This is a genomic window from Sorangium sp. So ce1153, from assembly GCF_051521595.1.
Lineage (GTDB): Bacteria > Myxococcota_A > Polyangia > Polyangiales > Polyangiaceae > Sorangium.
In genome coordinates, this window is sequence record NZ_CP150361.1 from 2,570,526 (window position 1) to 2,589,481 (window position 18,956).

The 18,956-nt window shown below is 69.2% G+C and carries 15 protein-coding genes; 5 read left to right on the forward strand and 10 right to left on the reverse strand.

The annotated features are described in order from the left end of the window. Window positions 1–100 precede the first annotated feature (100 nt). A complete protein-coding gene (locus WME85_RS09005; protein WP_437837081.1) occupies window positions 101–1,585 on the reverse strand; it encodes an MFS transporter in 1,485 nt (494 codons plus the stop codon). Further along, window positions 1,582–2,127 carry a hypothetical protein gene (locus WME85_RS09010; RefSeq protein WP_437837083.1) on the reverse strand — a complete coding sequence of 182 codons (546 nt, stop codon included), beginning with the start codon at window positions 2,125–2,127 and terminating at the stop codon, window positions 1,582–1,584. The genes WME85_RS09005 and WME85_RS09010 overlap by 4 nt, the downstream gene beginning before the upstream one ends. A gap of 293 nt (window positions 2,128–2,420) precedes the next feature. Here WME85_RS09010 and WME85_RS09015 point away from each other — a divergent pair, with 293 nt between their 5' ends. Next, complete coding sequence (locus WME85_RS09015; protein WP_437837085.1) at window positions 2,421–3,323, forward strand: LysR family transcriptional regulator; 903 nt, start codon at window positions 2,421–2,423, stop codon at window positions 3,321–3,323. 174 nt (window positions 3,324–3,497) lie between these two features. Here the strand turns inward: WME85_RS09015 and WME85_RS09020 are convergent, their stop codons facing one another. Both WME85_RS09020 and WME85_RS09025 read right to left on the reverse strand, forming a co-directional pair. Beyond that, window positions 3,498–4,889 (reverse strand): DUF2252 domain-containing protein, encoded by a 1,392-nt coding sequence (locus tag WME85_RS09020; RefSeq protein ID WP_437837087.1) that lies wholly within the window; start codon window positions 4,887–4,889, stop codon window positions 3,498–3,500. 127 nt (window positions 4,890–5,016) lie between these two features. Further along, the gene (locus tag WME85_RS09025) at window positions 5,017–5,796 is read right to left on the reverse strand and encodes a hypothetical protein (protein WP_437837089.1); all 780 of its coding nucleotides are present in this window, start codon (window positions 5,794–5,796) and stop codon (window positions 5,017–5,019) included. Window positions 5,797–6,628: 832 nt separating this feature from the next. On the opposite strand from WME85_RS09025, the gene WME85_RS09030 reads away from it, so the two are divergent. After that, complete coding sequence (locus WME85_RS09030) at window positions 6,629–7,402, forward strand: hypothetical protein (RefSeq protein WP_437837092.1); 774 nt, start codon at window positions 6,629–6,631, stop codon at window positions 7,400–7,402. A gap of 38 nt (window positions 7,403–7,440) precedes the next feature. On the opposite strand, the gene WME85_RS09035 is transcribed toward WME85_RS09030, so the two are convergent. After that, complete coding sequence (locus tag WME85_RS09035) at window positions 7,441–7,956, reverse strand: putative immunity protein (RefSeq protein WP_437837095.1); 516 nt, start codon at window positions 7,954–7,956, stop codon at window positions 7,441–7,443. 159 nt (window positions 7,957–8,115) lie between these two features. Next, entirely contained in the window at window positions 8,116–9,066 is a 951-nt protein-coding gene (locus tag WME85_RS09040; RefSeq protein ID WP_437837097.1) for a LysR family transcriptional regulator, read from the reverse strand. A gap of 124 nt (window positions 9,067–9,190) precedes the next feature. Here WME85_RS09040 and WME85_RS09045 point away from each other — a divergent pair, with 124 nt between their 5' ends. Continuing rightward, a complete protein-coding gene (locus tag WME85_RS09045) occupies window positions 9,191–10,039 on the forward strand; it encodes an oxidoreductase (RefSeq protein WP_437837099.1) in 849 nt (282 codons plus the stop codon). Window positions 10,040–10,076: 37 nt separating this feature from the next. Here WME85_RS09045 and WME85_RS09050 read toward each other — a convergent pair whose 3' ends face one another. Next, entirely contained in the window at window positions 10,077–11,054 is a 978-nt protein-coding gene (locus WME85_RS09050; protein ID WP_437837101.1) for a DUF4423 domain-containing protein, read from the reverse strand. 107 nt (window positions 11,055–11,161) lie between these two features. Here WME85_RS09050 and WME85_RS09055 point away from each other — a divergent pair, with 107 nt between their 5' ends. Beyond that, window positions 11,162–11,788, forward strand: coding sequence for a hypothetical protein (locus WME85_RS09055; protein ID WP_437837104.1), 627 nt, complete (start codon window positions 11,162–11,164; stop codon window positions 11,786–11,788). 216 nt (window positions 11,789–12,004) lie between these two features. Then, window positions 12,005–13,810 carry a carbohydrate binding domain-containing protein gene (locus WME85_RS09060; RefSeq protein WP_437837106.1) on the forward strand — a complete coding sequence of 602 codons (1,806 nt, stop codon included), beginning with the start codon at window positions 12,005–12,007 and terminating at the stop codon, window positions 13,808–13,810. An 81-nt stretch (window positions 13,811–13,891) separates the two neighbouring features. Here the strand turns inward: WME85_RS09060 and WME85_RS09065 are convergent, their stop codons facing one another. The 3 genes from WME85_RS09065 to WME85_RS09075 form a co-directional block, all read right to left on the reverse strand. After that, a complete protein-coding gene (locus WME85_RS09065; protein WP_437837109.1) occupies window positions 13,892–15,604 on the reverse strand; it encodes an FG-GAP repeat protein in 1,713 nt (570 codons plus the stop codon). Window positions 15,605–16,625: 1,021 nt separating this feature from the next. Next, on the reverse strand, window positions 16,626–17,792 hold the full coding sequence (locus WME85_RS09070) for a homogentisate 1,2-dioxygenase (RefSeq protein WP_437837111.1): 1,167 nt from the start codon (window positions 17,790–17,792) through the stop codon (window positions 16,626–16,628). Then, window positions 17,792–18,943 carry a 4-hydroxyphenylpyruvate dioxygenase family protein gene (locus tag WME85_RS09075; protein WP_437837113.1) on the reverse strand — a complete coding sequence of 384 codons (1,152 nt, stop codon included), beginning with the start codon at window positions 18,941–18,943 and terminating at the stop codon, window positions 17,792–17,794. The genes WME85_RS09070 and WME85_RS09075 overlap by 1 nt, the downstream gene beginning before the upstream one ends. Between the last annotated feature and the right edge of the window lie 13 nt (window positions 18,944–18,956).

Genomic DNA, 18,956 nt, shown 5'->3' on the forward strand with positions numbered 1-18,956 from the left:
CCCGTCGCGAAAGGTCGATTGGAAGAACCGGACATTTCGGTCCCGGCTGCGGTTCAGCTTGCTTGACGGGGATGAGCGGCCAGGATGCGAAGGTGCTCGCTCAGCGCGACAAGCCCGCCTGGAGCGAGCCATCGGATCTCGAACGGCGGGCGTCAGGTGCGGCACGAGCGGACGCTCCCCGTGCCGGACCTCGCGCGGCGCTCACGATGCCGGCGGTCAGGGCCAGCACGGCTCCGATCCCGAGCCCGACCCGAGGCGCCAGGTCGAGGGACGTGGTGGTGAAGAGCAGGGTCATGAGAACCGCCCCTGCCGTCTGACCGGTCAGACGAGCGGTGCTCTGCGTGCCCCCAGCCGCGCCGCTCCGCTCCGGCGGCGCGGAAAGGAACATGTTGCGGTTGTTCGGCACCTGAAAGAGGCCGAACCCCAGGCCGCAGACGATGGCGAACGCGATGAGCGGCCGAGGGTCGCCCTGCAGCGGCCACAGGGCGGTCGCCGCCAAGCCGAGGGCGAGGCAGGCGCCGCCGACAGCGCAGAGCCACGCCGTCGGTATGCGGTCCGCGAGGCGACCGGCGACGACGGCTGTCGCGGCGACGGTCAGCGGCCAGGGCGTCATGTAGATCCCGGCCTCCAGCGGCGTCTGCCCAAGTTGGTGTTGCAGGTAAAAGGGAAGCGCCACCAGGCCCGCCGTCTGGCCCGTGAAACAACACACCGAGGCGATCACCGAGACCCGGAATGATCTGCCGCGCAGCAGGTCGAGCGGGATCATCGGGGCGGCCTTCGGCACCTCCCGACGAACCAGCCCCACCAGGGCGATCGCCGCGATCGCGAGCAGCAGGCCGGCCGCGAGCGGCCGTGCCGGCAAGAGCTCCGCTCCGATGACGAGCAGCGCAAAGACGACGCCGTTCAGCGCCACGCTGCGCCCGTCGATCCGTTGCGCGGTTCCGGCGACCCTCGGGAGCGCGCGCGCGGCCAACAGCGCCGTCGCGCCCACGGGCAGGTTCACCAGGAAGAGCCAAGGCCAGCCCATCCCCGCCAGGATCAGGGCGCCGATGGCGGGGCTCGCGGCCGACGAGAGCGCGACCGTCAGCGCGTTCCAGCCGATGGCGGCGCCGAGCTGCTCCGGAGGAACGGACAACCGCAAGAGGGCGACCCCCAGCGCCATCACGGCAGCGCCGCCAAGGCCCTGGACGAACCGGGCGGCGACGAGCCAGGGCAGCGAGGGCGACAGGGCGCACAGCGCGGACGCCGCCGTGAACAGAGCGACGCCCCAGACAAACACCCGCCAGTAGCCGAGCCGCTCGCCGAGGGCGGCGCAGGGCAGAAGCGCCATGACGAGCGCGGTCTGGTACGCGGTGATGACGAGCACCGCCAGGGACGGTGTGGCGTTCAGCGCGCGGGCCATCGTCGGCAAGGCGACGTTGGCCATGCCCGCATCGAGCACGACGAGGCTCATGGCGCTCAACACAGCGGCGATCGCGAAGGCGCGTCGCGGCGACGGCAGGCCGGCGTCGGCGTGGGCCTGCTGCGGGGTGGATCGGTCGAGGGGGGCCGTCGCGGTCCGCCCTTCAGCCAGACGACCGGTCATGCTGCCGCCGTGGTCCAGACGCCGTTGCGTTCGACATACCGGGTGACCCGGTGCTCTTGCCGGTCCTCGACCCTCAGGTCTCGCTCCGTGAAGCGGAAGAGCAGGGCCGAGCTCGTCATGCACCGCGTGTCGTGAATGTCGCCGGGGAGGTACACCTGGACCTGGCCGGCCCGCACCAGGGTCGAGTCCCGCTTCACCAGCCGGACCTGGCCGTCCGGGTCCTCCACGCGCGCGTAGGTCCCCATCTCGATTTCGCCCTGCTGCATCGCATATATCACCCACCCTCTGCCGTGGTCGTGGGGGGGCCGGTAGAGCCCGGCCTGTTCGGTGTGCGCGAGGAGCACAAACCCATGGGTGAGGTCGCGATACAGCTCCTCATTGGTGGGCGCGTTCCGGTGGAGCGCCGCGAGCCACGCCTCTGACGGCGAAGCCTTGAGAAGAGTCTCCAGGTGCTGGCGGCACGCGGCGACGAGCTCGCTCGTCAGCGGCCCCCAGGCCGCCTTGGTGCCGTCGATGAATGTCTGCAGAGCGCTGCTGGCCATCGTCAATCCCCTTCGTTGAAGCGTCTCGGAAGAGTAGAGGGCCGCATGACATGGCGGAACGCGCGGCGCGTGCAGGTTGTCCGTGCGTCGGACGCCATGTGCGGAGCGCGCGTCGCTGGGCCGGCACCCACAGGGCGAGGACCAGCGCGGGCCCAGCGGGCGCGCGTCCTGCCCGCGCTCTGCGAGCAGCGGCGCCGGCCGAGCCTGTTCCTCTCCGTCATCAAGGTCGCGGAGAGCCCGAGTGGTTGACGTCGATCACCATGTCAATTCGACTTTCATGCTATCTTCGGGGCATGTCGTCCCCCGATCTGAACCTGCTCATCACGCTCGACGTGCTCCTGGCAGAAGGAAGCGTGGCGCGCGCCGCAAAACGGTTGCGGCTCAGCCCCTCGGCGATGAGCCGCGCGCTGGCTCGCCTACGAGAGACGACCGGCGATCCGCTCCTCGTCAGGGCGGGCCGCGGCCTGGTTCTGACGCCTCGAGCGCTGGCCTTGCGCGAGCGGGTTCACCAGCTCGTCGAGGACGCCGAGGCCGTCTTGCGGCCAGATCAGGCGATTGACCTGACTGGGCTCGTGCGGACCTTCACGCTGCGGACCAGTGATGGCTTCGTGGAAAACTTCGGCCCTGACCTCCTGGCTCGAATCGGCGGGGAGGCCCCGGGGGTGCGCCTCCATTTCCTTCAGAAGCCTGACAAGGACAGCGCGCCCCTCCGCGACGGTCGCGTCGATCTGGAGACCGGCGTCATCGAGGCGTCCCTTGGTCCGGAGGTGCGCAGCCAGGCCTTGTTCCATGATCGGCTGGTCGGCGTCGTGCGAGCCCGGCACCCTCTGCGCGATGGCAAGTTGACCGCCAAAGCCTATGCCCAGGCGCACCACGTCATCGTATCGCGCAGCGGCCATGAGAACGGCGCCGTCGAGCGGCCCTTCCTGGCCCCGGGCCTCATCCGGAAGGTCGGAGCCATCGTCGGTGGCTTTTCAGCCGCGCTGTCGCTGGCGCGGGCTTCAGATCTGGTGGCCACGGTTCCGGATCGCCATACGGCAAGCCTGCGCGAGGGGATGTTCAGCTTCCGCCTTCCAGTGCCTGCGATCGGGTTCACCGTGTCCATGCTGTGGCACCCACGGATGGACGCCGATCCGGCGCACCGCTGGTTGCGAGCATGCGTTCGCGCTGTCTGCGCGTCGGAGAGCGCTGGTTAGGGTCCGTCTGGCCGCGAGCTGGGGCTCTCCATCGCGCTGAAGACCGCTGCTGGGGCTGAGCGGCGCTCCGGCGGTCGCCGTGAAAGGGACGCTCTCTCGGGCTGGCCGCCCGGCGACGCCGAGCGCGGCTATTCGGCTTCCCCTGCCTGCCGCTCTTCCAAACGCGCCCGCCGCTCAGAGACCGGTCTCGGCCTGGATGCGTCCGTTCTTCACCGCGACCGCCAGCGCTTGGTGGTCGCGCTCCGTCTGATCGGCGTAGGCGATCGCGAACGAGGCGATCGCCTTGTCGAAGGTGTCCGCTTTCCCGAGGTAGGCCGCGATCGCAATCCGATCGCCCGAGCGCGCGTGCGCGCGTGCGAGGGTCCAACCGCAGAGACGGCCGTACGTCGTCAATACAACCTGATCCAGCGCGGCGATCTCCACCGAGAACTTCCAGTCGCGCAGCTGGCGCACGTAGAAGTCGCGCTCGATCCCGTCGGCGCCCTCCACCCGCTGCCAGCCGAGGAAGATGTCGCTCGCGGCCTGCATCAGCCGCTGGCCCGCCACCACGCGCTCGCCGCTGTTGCGGTATTCGCTCTTCCCGAGGAACGGCTCGAGGACCGACGCTTGCGCCTCCTTCGCCTGCAGGAAGAGCGGGTCCTGGTCGTCACGGCCGACGAGCAGAATGATCCAGGCGCGCGAGCCGACGCTCCCGACGCCGACGACCTTGTGGGCCATGTCCGCGAAGCTGTACCCCTCCAGCAGGTGCCGCCGATCGGTCTGGAGGGTGCGGCGATAACCGCGCAGGAGCTCGCGCACCTGCTGCTCGAGCTGCTCGCGGGCCACGCCTTTCGAGAACTCCTCCATCGGGACGATCAGGGGAGGATCGCTGATGATCCGCCGCCGGCCGCCGACCTCGTGGGTCAGCATCTCGTAAGCCTGTATGCTGTCCTTCGTCCGAGCCTTCGCGAGGTTGCGCTCGGTGACGCGCAGACGCTTGCGACCCACCGACGAGCGGAATCGGTCGAGAATCTGCTCGACGTCGAGGCTCGCGTACCAGACGTCGAGGTTGCGGAGCGCCGCGAAGCTCCGCATCGCCTCGCGGTACTCGCGGACGGTCTTCAGGACGATGTCGGAGCGCGCCGACTTCGAGAAGCCGTTGTCGCGCCCGGCCAGCTCCATGCTGGCGGCCAGCCGCTTCACGTCCCAGTCCCATGGTCCTGGGAGCGTCTCGTCGAAGTCGTTGATGTCGAACATCAGGCGCCGCTCGGCGGATCCGAACACCCCGAAGTTCGAGAGATGTGCGTCGCCGCAGAGCTGCACCCTCAGGCCCGAGCGCGTCGTGGCGGCCAGATCGGAGGCCATCACGTACGCGGCGCCCCGGTAGAACGTGAACGGGGAGACGAGCATCCGGCCGTAGCGGATCGGCACGAGCTCGGGCATGCGGCTCGTCGCTTGCTGCTCCAGCAGCGCGATCGGATCGCGCCGGTGGGGCGGCGCCTCCCAGGTTCCGTGGGCAGCGCGTGGGATCTCCGCGCGCTCCGCCTTGCCGCGCGCCGCGCGCTCCTCGGCGGAGAAGCGCGGCATCGCACACTCCCACGTGACCGTTGATGATCCGTCTGCGGTGGCCATCTCCATTCCTCCCTCGGCGAGCATCATTTCAGGCCGGGCGGGGCGCGCCGTTCAGATGGTCCGCCCGACGCACGAGCGACGCTCAATCGCCGAACCTGCGCCGCAGATCGATCATGGCCTGTTGGCTCACCGTGAGCGCCCCTTCCTGCGGGCGGTCGAGGTCGGCGGTCAACATCAGGACGATCGAGAGGCCGAGGACGAGCGTCCCGATCGTGGGGGACCGGCGCGTCCTGACCAGACCTGCATGATAACCGACGGCCGCCAGGTTCAGGATCGCGACCATGAAGAGCGCCGCCCAGAGGACCCCTGGAACACCGCCCCGGACGGCCACTTTCACGCGCATTGCGTGGAGCTCGGTCATCCTGTTCAGCGACTCGATGAAGAGCGCCACGACGGTCGAGCTGGGTTGGTCTCGTCCGGCGGCCTCCGCTTCTTTCCATAGCTCCCGGTGCAGCTCCTCCGCGTGCCGCAACGCCTGCTCGACGTTGCCGAGCTTCACCACCTCCAGACGCGACTCCACGTAGTCACGCAGCCACTCGCGGACCTTCGCGCCGCGGTCGCCGGGGAGCAGGCCGGCGCGCAGGTAGGTCGTCTCGATGGCGTTGGCCTCGTCGACGACCATCTGTTTCCTGCCCTCGAAGCGGGTCGCCGCGAGGCCGAACGTGAACGCCAGGACGAGCGCCAGCAAACCCATCGTGGTCGTGACCAGAGCGAGCACGTGGGCCCCGTGCTCCTGCTCGGAGCGGCGGAGCCGGTACGCTCCCAGCCGGTAGCCGCCCTCGACGGCGAGCAGCAGGACCACGATGGTGACCCCCAGGAGCAACCAGAGCGGAAATCGATCGAGCGGTCCAGCCACGGGCATCGGCGCACCTCGCATCAATCACGGCTCTTCGCCGTAGCGAAGACGTAGCATGTTGTCGCGGCGCCGACGCGGGGGTGCGCCTTCATCACGACTGCCCTGCTGGCGCTGGCTTCATGGCCGCGATTCTGGACGGGAGGTCAACCAAGCCATCCTCGATCTGTCAAGCTCTTTCAGTGCGAAGAATTGAGGTCTCCCCGCGCTCCGCTCATGGGCCACGGGGATCCCCTCTCGCTGGTCGAGCGTCCGTCCGCGACCCGCCAGGCGTCGCGGACCGGCCCCGCTGCACGCGCGCCGTCGAGGGGATCTCGGCCGCCATCCGACGCCACGCGACGAGCCGAGAGCTTCTTCGATCACGGTAGGGGCGGCCTGAGCCGGAGGACCATCCCTACGCTGGGGGCGAATGTTCGTGACCAGCGCGCCGCTCGGCTGGAAAGCGGTGCTCCCGGCGCTGACGCCGGCGTGCTTCGCTCCCTGTTGCACCCGCGGCACCGTGTTGCACCGCGGCACCGTGTTGCACCCGCGGCACCGTGTTGCACCCGCGGCACCGTGTTGCACCCGCGGCACCGTGTTGCACCCGGCGCGATCGCGATCGCTCCGTCTCTTGGCACTTTCGCCTGCAATGCAGACCCGCGGCAGAGTGTTGCACCACTGCTGGCGTCCGGTCGTTCCGAATCGCGGATCGAGGATGAAGCAGCGCCCAGGGGACGCGAGCGAGGCCGCCGACCTCACCTCGTGTGCGGCACAGCGATTGCTCAACGTGCGGCTGTCGCGGTCGCGCCAGGGAGCAGCTCAGGAGCGATGCGGCGACGAACTCATCGAGGAACTAGGTAACATGAGCGATCGACTGGAGGATACGATGGAGAACCTCGGATCGAACACCTCAAGGCATGACGGCTCGCTGAAGCTCGCTGCCTTGGTGCTCGCCTCGCTCGTCGGGGGTTGTGCGGTCGAGGCTGCGAGTCCGGATGACGAGGCCGAGCCCGCCGCCGACGTCTCGTCCGAAGACATCGGCGAGACGGAGCAGGCGCTCGCCGAGTCGACGTGCGGTCACTCGATCTGCGAGACCGGCGCGGCGGTCCCCGCCACCTGCGATTCGTGCGTGACGAGCATCTGCGACGTGGACCCGTTCTGCTGCACGAACGCATGGGACAGCGTCTGCGTGAACGAGGTCGCCAGCGTCTGCGGCCGCGGGCCGCTGGCGGTCACGAGCAGCACCGTCGTCTCGTCGCTCAAGGTCCGGATCCGGACCGGGGGCGACGATCTCCGCGGGGGTTCACAGGCGTACGGGTCATTCCAGCTGGCGAGCGGAGCTTCTCTGCCGAAGACGAGCTTGAACGGCGGGGCGGGGTTCCCGAACAACTCCGTGAAGGTCGCCACCATGAACTTCTCCCCGTCTCGCACGCTGGGGAGCCTCGCGGGCTTCACGCTCGAGTGGGACGGCGCGCCGCGGAATGTCTTCGATTCGTACGACAACTGGAATGCGGACGAGATCCGCTTCCTCATCGAGCCCGCAGGCCGCTGCCCCACGCTCCTCGGAGCTCCCTTCACGCCGGGCCGCATGACCGGCTCGCGAACGATCGCGAGCACATCGGTCCGCTTCCCGTAGGCCCCCTCGCTCGCCCTCAGCAGGGCAGCGCCGTCGGCTCAGTCGACGAACACGTCCCAGCAGAGCGCGTTTCGCAGCTTCTGGTCGTCGAGGACGAGGTCTCGTATCTCGCCGGGCAGCTGGTCCCACTGCCACTGGCGTTCGGCTCGCGCAGCCGCGTCCCCTTGGCCCGAGGGGGCGGCTTCCCTGGCAGCCCTGATGGCGTACGCCGCAGCCCCTAGCTCATGGGCGGCCACGTGCGCCACGGCCACCGCCTGACCCGCCGAGAGGGCGGCCAGCCGGGCGGCAGGGGGCGCGTCGCGGCCAGCGGCGTTGGAGGCGAACGCCGCGTTGTGACACTCTCTCATCGTGGCCTCGCCTCGGGTCCACGCCCGCACCAGCGCGATCGCTCGACGCGGCCGGTCGTCGTCTGGCCTGCATTCATCGAAGAACCGCAGGACGTGCTGCGCGCAATTGGCGGCCCAGATGGCCAACGCGTGATGGGTGCCATCGTCCAGGAGCCCTCCGCGGCGGATGGTGATGAACCGTGGGTCACGTTTCTTGGGAAGAATCACCGCGCTCCTCCTTGCTCTGTCCATCGATATACCCGATCAATCCGCGCTCGCCCGTCGCCGTCGCTGTCGCCCCATGCCGCTCCGCGCCTTCTTTCGAGGGCGACGGCGGCGGCGTGGAGCCGCAGCTGCGGCCGCACCGAGCAGCGGGTGAGCTCGCATTCACGCGGGGACCCCACCACCGGAGACGCCGGTCCGACCTGAACGACGCCTGGGCTTCTGCCCGCGGGCGCTCGTGACGATCTCGATCAGCGCGCGGAGCTTTGGCTGCTCCTGCGTGCGCGCCGGAAAGTACAGGTAGAGGCCAGGTCCCTTCGTGATGAACGCCTCGAGCACGCGCTCCAGCCGTCCCTCGGAGAGGTCGCGCTCGATCGCCTGGTCGGGTACGTACGCGAGGCCCGACCCCGCGCACGCGAGCGCGACCATGAGCGCGATATCGTCGACGACGACGCCGCCGGGAACATCGACCGTGATCGTCTTGCCTCGACGCTCGAGCTCCCAGCGATAGACGGCGCCGCTCGCGATGAGGCGCTGGCGGATGGCGCGATGATGGACGAGGTCCTCCGGCGCGCGCGGTCGCCCCGCCCGCTCGAGGTAGGCCGGCGAGCCGACGATCGACCAGGACGAGTGGCTCGTGATCGGAACCCGCACCATGTCCTTCTCGACCGCGTCGCCGAGCCGGATGCCGGCGTCGAAGCCGGCTGCCACGAGGTCGACGAAGGCGTCGTCGAGCGAGACTTCGATGGACAGCTCCGGGTACGCCTCCCGCATCTGCGCCACGAGCGGAGCAAGGAGCGCTGCGCCGCTCATGCGCGGCGCGGTGATGCGGAGGTTCCCGGAGGGACGCCCGCGGTAGTCACCGAGCGCGGCGAGCGCGCCTTCGACGTCGGCGATCGCGGGCTGCAGGCGCTGAAAGAGGCTCGCGCCAGGCTCCGTGAGCGCGACGCGCCTCGTGGTCCGCTGAAACAGCACCACGCCGTACCGTCGCTCGAGGAGCTTGATCTTCTGGCTCACGGCGGTCGGGGTGACGCCGAGCGCCGCGGCGGCCGCGGTGAAGCTCTTGCAGCGGCCCACGGCGAGGAACGTCGTGAGCCCGTCGAGCGCGTCGTTCATGCCCGATTATGAACCGCAGGTTCATGAAGTATCAAGCGCTCTGCGTATTTTCTTCATGACGGGGATGCTGCACCTTCATCCCTGCGAGGGGGGCGCACCCCCGGACCACGAAGAGGAGATCCCCATGGAAACGAGCGAGAACAAGCGTGTCTGGTTCATCACGGGAGCGTCGCGCGGGATCGGCGCGGAGATCGCGAGCGCGGCGCTCGCCGCCGGCGACCAGGTGGTCGCCACCGCGCGCGATCCGAGGAGCATCACGGACCGCTTCGGGCGGCCTGAGGCTCTCCTCCCCCTCGCGCTCGACGTGACGGACGAGGCCTCGGCCGCCGCCGCGGTCGAGGCTGCCGTCGCTCGGTTCGGCCGGATCGACGTGCTGGTGAACAACGCCGGCTACGGCGTCGTCGGCGCGATCGAGGAGACCCAGGGCGACGAGGTGCGGCGCGTCTTCGAGACGAACGTGTTCGGCCTGCTCGCGGTGACGCGCGCCGCGCTTCCGCAGCTCAGGAAGCAGCGCGCCGGCCTGATCTTGAACCTCTCGTCGGTGGGCGGCTACCGGTCGGGGCCTGGGTTCGGCATTTACTGCTCGACGAAGTTCGCCGTCGAGGGGATCTCGGAGGCGCTGCACGCGGAGCTCGCGCCGCTCGGCATCGCGGTGACGGTCCTCGAGCCGGGCTACTTCCGGACGGAGTTCCTGGAGGCGAAGTCCGCCGTGGCAACCGAAAAGGTCATCGCCGATTACGCGGAGACCGCGGGCAAGGTCCGGAGCTACGCGAAGGAGGTCAGCCTCCAGCAGCCTGGCGACCCCGTGCGGCTCGCCCGCGTGGTCGTCGAGCTCGCCCGCGCGAAGAACCCGCCGCTCCGTCTTCCGCTCGGCACCGACGCCATCGCCGCGATCGAGGCGAAGAACGCGTTCGTGACGCAGGAGCTCGCCGCCTGGCGCGCCGTCTCGGCGTCGACGGACTTTCCGAAGTGAAGCTCGCGCGACCGGAAGCGCACCCCCGGTTCGTGCCTCACGCGCCCAGCTCGAAGAGCTGCATCGCCACCAGCGCGACGCAATCGGGCTCGCGCGAATCCGACACGATCTGACGAAGCTCGTGGAAATACCGCACGTGCAACGCCCGCAGCCGCTCGAGGTCACGGCGCGCGACGCTGACGAGGTTGTAGGAATACAGCCCCGGATCGCCGCGGCGCTGCCGGAGCGCGGCGACGTCGAGCCAGTGCGATTTCAATCGTTGTCGCGGTTCGGCGGCGCCGTGGGTCATGTCGACCGTCTCGGCCGTGGTGGCGTAACGCCCTTCGCGCCACCGGATCAGCCCCGCCCGCGACAGGGCCTCGCGGCACGCACGCACCTCGTCGTCCGGGAGCCCGAGGCGAGCGGCGACCCAGGCGTCGTCGTGGCGGGGGAGGGCCGCGTAGCTGGCGAGCTCGAGGACGCGCAGGACGGCGTGAGACCAGGGTAGCTCCGTGGCTATCCGGCGGCGCTCCTCGAGCACACGGAAGTCGCGCGCCACCGAGGGCACCTGTCCCGGATGCACGAAGAGGGCGATGAAGTCGAGGAGCCGCTCGGTGGTCGCGTCGACGAGGGCCAGCACATCGGGGAGCCGGGGCTGGGATGTGCCCGCGATGAAGCGCGACACCTGGGACGCGCTGCGCCCGATCCGGGAGCCGATCTCCGCGTTGCTCAGCCCTCCCTTGATGACCTGAAAGAGGGTGGCCGTGAGGGCCGGGTCGGAGACGGCGACGTCGGCGGCGAAGGCTGACTCCTGGCGCGCGAAGCCCGAGAGCTCGCGATGGACGTCAACGCCGTTGTACGCGGCGACGCGCAGCAGGGTGGGGAGCGTGGGAAAGCGCCGCCCGGACTCCCAGCTGAAGGCGACGTTCGTGCCGTACCCGAGCCGGACGCTCAGCTGCCGCTGCGAGCGCCGGCCGCGGAGCGCCCGGCAGAAATCCCTTGCGATTTCATCGTATTGCGATCGTTTGTATCGCATATGTGCATCGATGGTAGCACATCAGAACGATAGATAATGCGTAGCTGCGCTACGCGACGCTTGCGCTGGCTCCTGCGCTGCGGCAAGTGGAGGCGCAGGACGCTTCGATGAACGTACGATTCGCTTGCTGGCTCCTGGCGGGGTTGTCCATGGGGTGCTCGCCCGGTGGGGGGCAGACGGGGGAGATCGCCCCCGATCCCTGTGACTCCCTCCCGGTGACGGCGGGTCGGGCCGTGGAGCATGACCTCACCGACCCGACGCCCCTCGGCGTGAGCGGCCAGGAGGCCCTCGACGCGACCGGCGGGGCCGGGAGCTTCGACGTGACATGGGCCAATGGGACGACGAGCGCCGTGAGCTGGTCCCTCGTCGCCGACACCGAGAGCTCACCGGTCGTGGCGTACATCGACCGCGGCGGCGAGTGTGCCGATGAGGTTTTGCGGATCCTCGTGATCGGGCATCTGTCGAGCACCGACGGCGTCCTCCACCACGAGCAGCGCGGGGAGCTCTATCGGGGCGACGACGGGGCCGCGCGCCTTCGCTTGTCGTTCATCTTCGACGAGAATCCGTTCCCGGACGTGTACGCCGGCGGTGGATCGGGCGACAGCTGCACGGGGTGCGGCGGCGCCTTCGACCTCGCGGTGGAATCGCGCTGGGAGGCGGGCGAGTCGACCCCTCGGGGCCATGTGTACCTGCTCGAGAACGGGACGCTGCTCGGCGAAGTCGGCGCCTTTTGAGCCCGGTGCGCGGTGCGCGCGCGCCTGTTTCACCCACCGAGGCGGCCTGCTGAGCGCGAGGGCAGCGCCAGCGTATTTCCCCTCGTTCGTTCGACGCGACGATTCACGGATGCAGTGACGGAGAGGAACGACGCAGCTTGGGTTCGTGATGCACGCTTCCCGTGCGCGCGAGCCCTGAGCCGGCGCTTTCCTCGTTTCAAACAAGAAGGTTGGTTGATGATGTCGGTCTCCAAGAAGGTCAAGTTCAGAAGTCTCGCCGGGGTGCTCGCTGGTTGTGTCGGTCTGGTGACCGCTCAGGCGTCGGCAGGCGTGGTCGTGGGTAAGCCCACGCCGCACGGCAACACCGCGTACCCCGAAGCCGGGACGACCATGGCACGGGCAGGGACCTTCACGCTGGTGGGCGCGCTGCAAGAGCACGTGAAGATCAGCGGCGAAGCAGAGCCCACGTTCCCCAGCACGATGCAGGGCGCCGTCTACTTGATGAACGGCACGAGCACCACGCCCGAGCGCGTTTACCAGTTCCCGGGGGTCGCCCAGTTCAACCTCCAGGCCGGGAGCCAGCTCGCCATCTCGAACAACTTCCTCGCGTTCGCGACGCGAGGCCCGAATCCTTCGACCTCTCCGCAAGCGAACTCCGTGTTCATCGCCCGGAAGAGCAACGGCTCATGGGCGGAGTGCCCCCTGGTCAGCGGTCAGCGCAACTGCAACGGCGCGGTGCGCGAGAACGGACAGACCATCAGCCGCGCGCTCACCCGCATCCCGCTCACCTACCCCGCGAACAGCAGCTTCAAAGACATCGCGCTCGCCCTGTCCGACGACTACCTCGTGATCGGCTACAAGCGACACAGCGTGCTCGAGATCTACCGCTACAACACGTCGAGCGACGCGTGGGTCCTCGAGCTTTCGCTCGACGAGCCGGACGAGCGCTTCACCGGCGCTGCGGTCGCGATCAACGGCGACCTTGTCGCGGTCGGGTCGCCGTGGTCCGACGGTGGCGAGGCCGGGGCCGAGCTCGGCTCGGTCCGCGTCTTCCGCAGGAACGCCAGCGCCGGCACCTGGAGCTCCGTGGCCATCACGAGCGGCTTCTTCTCGACCGGCGCCTTCGGGCGAAGCCTCGCCATGGCTTCCGGGAACCTGGCTGTCACGTCCGGCGTGACATTCCCCGTGAGCGGCGTCACGCCGCAGCAGCACCTCTCGTTTTACCAGGTGGCGACCGACGGTACGATCTCCGCGCGCCAGTCCCTGGCAACTGCCTACCCTCACGTGCACCTGGCGCTCGACGGCGACACGCTGGCCAGTACGGTCGGCGGCGGAGACGAGGGCCTCTCGCTCTACAAGCGCGATTCCGCGTCGGGGCAGTGGGCATACGAGACCGGTCTGATTCGCGACTTCTACAAGAGCGTCAACAGCTCCAACGTCGGGTATGGCGGCATCGATCCCATCGGCCTCGTGGGGGATGACCTGTCGCTCGGCTGGCGCGCCTTCTCGGGCCTGCTCGGCGGCGTGGTCCACGAGAAGGTCAGCCTGGTCGACGCTTGCCGCGATCCTCTCAACCTCGTGAGCAACTGCTCGTTCGACAATGTGACCAACACCTCGCTCGCGGGGAGCCAGAGCAGCAGCGGCTGGCAGCTCCTCAACTGGAACGGTGGCTCGGCATGGGCGGACTTCACCGGCCGCCAGATGCGCATCAACGTGCAGCAGCCCGGCTCCGACATGTGGCACATCCAGGCCCGCACCACCGTCAACTTGCCGCAGGCGGGGCGCTACCTGCTGACATTCCGCGCCAAGGCGGACGACGTGCGCACGTTCGTGGTGAACCTGGGACGCAACGGCAACAGCGACAACAACTGGGCGAGCTACGGTCGCGTGACCGCGGCGGCGGGCCCCCAATGGGTCATCTACTCGTTCGAGCTCCCGAGCGTCCCGCAGGATTCCGCGGCGCTCCTCGACTTCAACGTCGGCAACGCAGGGACCGCGGCCGTCACCGTGGACAGCGTGAAGCTCGTTCGTCTGGCGCCGTAACCACGTCGCGCGAGTCGGGCCTGGGCGCGAATGCCGCGCGTCGCGGTCACTTCAGCGCCCAGGCCCGCGCGAAGCTGCGATTTACTGCAAGATCACCGAGACGGCTGCCAGGCCGTTCGGCTCTCCCGTGTTCGTCGCGGTGCGCGCGCCGGTGGCGCCGGCGGTCGTGATGACCTGGTCCTGGATGCTGTTGCTGTCGACGTCCGAGCGCTGGATCAGCCCGGCCGGCGTGGACCATGTCCCATAGCTGTAGCCGCTGAAGAAGGTGACGAGGATCCCGCCGGGGCTCGAGGGCGTCACGCTGGGCGCGCTGATGGAGGGCCCGGCGGCGCTCGCGCCGGCCGACGCGACCGCGCTGCTCACACCCGAATAGCAGGCGAGGTGGATGTCGACCCAGACGCCCGCCGGAACATCGAACGTGTACTCGGTAGGCTCGCTCGAGCCCACGACCTTCGTGTAGACCAGGGCGTGGACGGGCCCGTCGCTCGTGGACGACGACTGGTCGTGCACGAGCGTGAAGCCCGACGGGGGAGTCACGTCCGGAGGATCGGCGACGACCTCGAGCGCGGTGAGGAGCAGGTCGCCCGGAAGGCAACCCTCGGGGAGCGCGACCGTCGTGCTGTCGATGGTCGTCTCGATCGATCGGAAGCCGCCGTCGCTGAACGTATAGGCGTACGTCGTGCCTTCGTGGAAGCCGAGGACATCATGGAAGTACGCCCCGACGAACAGCGTGCTGCCCGACACGGTGACGGAGGATCCGAAGAGGTCGCCTGGACTTCCATCCGCGCCGAAGAGCTTGAGCTCTTCTTCTGCCCACGAGTTGCCGGCACGCAAGAAGCTGTGCACCGCTCCGGCGTCGGGGCCGAGATCGTTGTCTGACGACGCTCCCACGAAGGCTCTGTTCCCCGATCCCGTGAGCGCGACCTTCGCCCCGAAGTCACTCAATGAGCTGGTGCGCTCGGAGGTGAGCTTGGCCTCCTGCGCCCAGGTCGAGCCATTGCGCGCGAACACGTACGCAGCGCCGGAGTTGAAGGCGATGTCGTCGTCGTTGGGGGCCCCGATGAGCGCCCTGTCCCCCGCGAGGGCGAGGGACATCCCGAAATAGTCGTCCGACTGCCCATCGTCGGCCGCGAGCACGTCCTCTTGCGTCCAGGTGCTCCCGGCGCGCACGAACGAGTAAACTTTTCCGGTGCCGGTGAACGGCGCCCCGATGAGGGCTCTGTCGCCGGACAGGGCGATCGACGAGCCAAAGTAACCAGGCGCGGTCGGGTCATCGGCGACCAGCTTGTCCTGCTCGGTCCACGTCGTGCCGCTGCGCGTGAAGACATACACCGCGCCTGCGTCCGTGAACGCATCGTCGTCCGCGCTCGCGCCGATGAGCGCCGTGTCCCCTTCGAGCGCCGCGGCCACGCCAAAGAAGTCGCTCACGCCCACGTCGCTCCCGATGAGCTTGGCCTGCTGGCTCCACGTCGTGCCGCTGCGAACGAAGACATACGCCGCCCCTGCATCCGGGCCGTTCGCCGCATGGCTCTCGGCGCCGACCAGCACCGTATCTCCCGAGATGGAGACCGAGCGGCCAAAGTAGTCCCCCGGGGCTCCGTCGCTCGCGGCGAGCTTGGCCTGCTCGGTCCACGTGCCGCCGCTGCGCACGAAGACGTAGGCGGCCCCCGTGTATCCGTCTTTCCCGAGCGCGCCGATGACCGCGGTGTCACCATCGATGTCGCTCGAGAAGCCGAACAGGTCTGCGCTGTCCCGGTCGCTGGCCAGGAGTTGCGACCTCTGTGCTGCGAGCAAAGCCGACTGGGCCGCCTGCGCGTCCTCCGGCTCTCGTCCGTCCGTTCGCTCTGCGTCGCTGCACGCCATTGCCATGCTCGCGACACAGAACAGAGCGAGGCGCTGGGCCCATAAGCGTGTTCGTGTTCCCATTGACCACTCTTCCCTTCATCTCCGTTTCACGGAGTCAAGCGTCATTGCAAGGATTCGGAATCTATGGGTCAGAGGCGCTGTCGCGCAAGAGGCTCGCCCGTTTCCAGCGAATGGTTCGCGCTGAGATGAACTTTTCTATCTGGGGCTGGGGCGCGGCAATCGTGGCCCACCCGGGCCGCGCAACTTCCTTCTTCACACCACAGGATCTCGTGATCGCTCGCCTCGAGCTGTTCGGGCATCGGACTTGGAGTCCTTCAACTGCGCTTCGCGCCGCAGGTGATCGCCAAGTCGTTGGGCGGAGAGGAAGATGGAGAGGGAGAGATTCACAGGGAGGCGGGGAGGCGGGGAGGCGAGAGCCGGGATCAGTCGTTCGAGCCAGCAGCCTCAGTGCCGGATACTTCGGGGTGGGTCGATCCGGGGCGGCTGGTGGTGCCGGAGTGGTCGTCTTCGATGCGAAACCGGGCGAGAGCGATATGGAGGCAGCCGGCCCCGAGCGAACTCGAACGATGGTCCCCATCTCTCGCCTCCCACCCTTGTCTGTATTCTCTCTCCTCCCCGCCTCCCCGCCTCCCTGTGTACTCTCTCTTTCTCTGTCTCCCGTCCAACAAGCCGCTGCTGCCGGCGGCCCTGCGCGCCGCGGCAGGCCGGCAGGACGTTGGCCAGACGGGCTTGCGCCTGGCGCCGGGATGGAACCCAAGCCGCTTGCCGCGGAGGTCGCAGTTCGATGCAGAGTTCGTATGCCCAGCCGTGCTCAAGCTCGCGGGAACGCTGCACAGCACCGTTCCGCGCAGGCCCAACGGACCGGGCTTGTGAGCTTGCCCCGGGTCGTCCCTCCAGCCGCCGGCCAGCGCGCCGCAGACCAGCCGGCCAGAGCGCCTGACCGCGTCGGTCAGGCGCCGGCGATGAAGCTGTCCTGGTAGGCCGGGTCCTCCACCGCGAGCGCGGCCGGGGTGGGCGTGAGCGGGCGGGTGGTGTCGAGCATGACGGCGAGCTCGCTCGTCTCGCGGGCCCCGAGGCTCGCCTCGTACGCGCCGGGGTGCGGCCCGTGCGGGACGCCGGCCGGGTGGTGCGAGACGCTGCCGGGGCCGACGCCGCGGCGCGAGGTGAAGTTGCCGCGGCAGTAGAAGAGGAACTCGTCGCAGTCGACGGACGAGTGGGGGTAGGGGCAGGGGACCGCCTCGGGGTGGAAGTCGACCGGGCGCGGGACGAAGCTGCAGACGAGGGCGCCGCGCGCCGCGAACGTGCCGTGCCAGTCCGGCGGCAGGTGGACGAGGCCGACGCGCGGCTGGAAGCTCAGGATCGGGAACGCGAACGGGTACACCGTCCCGTCCCAGCCGACGACGTCGAGCGGCGAGCGCTCGCAGGCGAAGCCGTGGAAGGCGCCGCCGCGCTTCACGACGAGCGCGCGGATGCCCTCGTCGAGCGGGCCGACGAACGTGGGCCGCCGGAAGTCGCGGTGTGAGTACGGCGCGTCCATCCGCAGCTGGCCGACCTCGTTGCGCCACTGGCGCGGGAGGTGGAGGTCCGCGGCCTCGATCGAGAGCCACCGCTGGGGCGCCGGGTCGGGGATGAACCGGTAGAAGAGCCCCTTCGGGACGACGACGTAATCGTCCTGCTCGAAGCGGAGATCGCCGAGCATCGTGCGCAGGACACCGCCGCCCTGGAAGACGAAGAACAGCTCGTCGGCGTCCGCGTTCGCGAAGTACACCGGATCGGCGGCGTCCGGCTGGGCGACGCCGATCACCACGTCGTCGTTGAAGAGCAGCGGCACGCGGCAGTCGATCGCGGGCGCGGGCCCACCCCGCGGCGGCAGGTCCTGCGACCGGTAGTGCCGCTTCGCGAGCGGGCGCGGCGGCGCGGCGACCGGCAGCGCGAAGCCGTGCTCGGCCCGCGCGACCCGGTGCTCGTGCGGCCGGCGCTCGTGGTACGCGATCGTGTAGGGGCCGTCGAAGCCCTGGCGCGTCAGGCACTCCTCGTAGCGGAGCTCCCCCGCCTCGCCCCGGAGGGCGATGTGGTGCTTGCGCGGGACGGCCCCGACGACGACGCGATCGAGCATCAGCCGTGCCCCTCGGCCTTCTGCTGCCGCTCGATGCTCTCGAACAGCGCCCGGAAGTTGCCGGCGCCGAAGCCGCGGTCCCCCTTGCGCTGGATGAGCTCGAAGAAGAACGGCCCTGCGTCGGGATCGCGGTGCGTGCCGGCCGACTCCTTGAGGAAGATCTGGAGGAGGTAGGACCGCGCGCCGTCGCCGTCGACGAGCACCTCGAGGTCCCGCAGCGTGGCCACGTCCTCGTCGAGCTCGCCGATGCCGAGCTTTCGCACGCGCTCCGGCAGCATGTCGTAGTAGGCGCCCGGGGTCGGCATGAACTCCACGCCGCGCTCGCGCAGGCCGCGCACGGCCGCGAGGATGTCCTGCACGGCGAGCGCCACGTGCTGCACCCCGTCGCCGCGGTGCTCCTCGTTGAAGACGTTGATCTGAGAGCTCTTGAAATGCGGCCGATAAGGCTCGTTGTTCGCGAACTTCACGCCCGAGCCCGGGTCCCACATCACGGCCGAGCGCAGGCCCGAGCCGTGGCCGGCGTCCTTCGCGACGTCGTTCGTGTGAAACGCGATCTTCCAGAACGGCTCGAGGCCGAGCACGTGCTCCATCCAGAGCAGGGCGGGCGCCATGGTCTGGAAGTTCGAGGTGATGTGATCGAACCGGGCGATCCCGAAGCGGTTCTGGCCGCCGCGCGGCGCGTCGTGGGCCACGCAGCCGGGGAACAGCGCGCGGTAGCCGCGCCGCTCCACGAAGCGAAAGGTGGTGTCCCCGAACGGCGTCGTGATCGAGAACGAGGCGAAGGTGCCGCCCCCGTCCGTCACCCGGTGGATCTCGTCGATCGGCGTGCCCCCGCGGCCGTCGAGCAGCCGGAAGGCGCGGTCGATGTCCTCGACCTCGAAGACGACCGTGCCCACCCCGTCGGGGTGCTTGCGCAGGTAGCGCCACGCCCGCCCGCCCTCGCCCGTCGGCTGCGAGCAGACGATGGCGCACTCGCCGGCCTGGAAGACGACCGACCGCTGCGCCGCCGCCGCGGTGAGCTCGGGCGAGCTCGCGGCGATCTCCTGGAAGTCGAGCTTCTCCGTGTAGAACCTGCGACTCCGCTCGAGGTCCCGCACGTAGTAGTGCAGCGCCTCCACCCGCTTGATGCCTATCGACTCCACCTTGGTCATTCCGGTCCTCCGT

Bases quoted from the DNA above. Each gene is read 5' to 3' on its own strand.
- WME85_RS09005 (WP_437837081.1), bottom strand. From the start codon at position 1,585: ATGACCGGTCGTCTGGCTGAAGGGCGGACCGCGACGGCCCCCCTCGAC.
- WME85_RS09010 (WP_437837083.1), bottom strand. From the start codon at position 2,127: ATGGCCAGCAGCGCTCTGCAGACATTCATCGACGGCACCAAGGCGGCC.
- WME85_RS09015 (WP_437837085.1), top strand. From the start codon at position 2,421: ATGTCGTCCCCCGATCTGAACCTGCTCATCACGCTCGACGTGCTCCTG.
- WME85_RS09020 (WP_437837087.1), bottom strand. From the start codon at position 4,889: ATGCCGCGCTTCTCCGCCGAGGAGCGCGCGGCGCGCGGCAAGGCGGAG.
- WME85_RS09025 (WP_437837089.1), bottom strand. From the start codon at position 5,796: ATGCCCGTGGCTGGACCGCTCGATCGATTTCCGCTCTGGTTGCTCCTG.
- WME85_RS09030 (WP_437837092.1), top strand. From the start codon at position 6,629: ATGAGCGATCGACTGGAGGATACGATGGAGAACCTCGGATCGAACACC.
- WME85_RS09040 (WP_437837097.1), bottom strand. From the start codon at position 9,066: ATGAACGACGCGCTCGACGGGCTCACGACGTTCCTCGCCGTGGGCCGC.
- WME85_RS09045 (WP_437837099.1), top strand. From the start codon at position 9,191: ATGGAAACGAGCGAGAACAAGCGTGTCTGGTTCATCACGGGAGCGTCG.
- WME85_RS09050 (WP_437837101.1), bottom strand. From the start codon at position 11,054: ATGCGATACAAACGATCGCAATACGATGAAATCGCAAGGGATTTCTGC.
- WME85_RS09055 (WP_437837104.1), top strand. From the start codon at position 11,162: ATGAACGTACGATTCGCTTGCTGGCTCCTGGCGGGGTTGTCCATGGGG.
- WME85_RS09060 (WP_437837106.1), top strand. From the start codon at position 12,005: ATGATGTCGGTCTCCAAGAAGGTCAAGTTCAGAAGTCTCGCCGGGGTG.
- WME85_RS09070 (WP_437837111.1), bottom strand. From the start codon at position 17,792: ATGCTCGATCGCGTCGTCGTCGGGGCCGTCCCGCGCAAGCACCACATC.
- WME85_RS09075 (WP_437837113.1), bottom strand. From the start codon at position 18,943: ATGACCAAGGTGGAGTCGATAGGCATCAAGCGGGTGGAGGCGCTGCAC.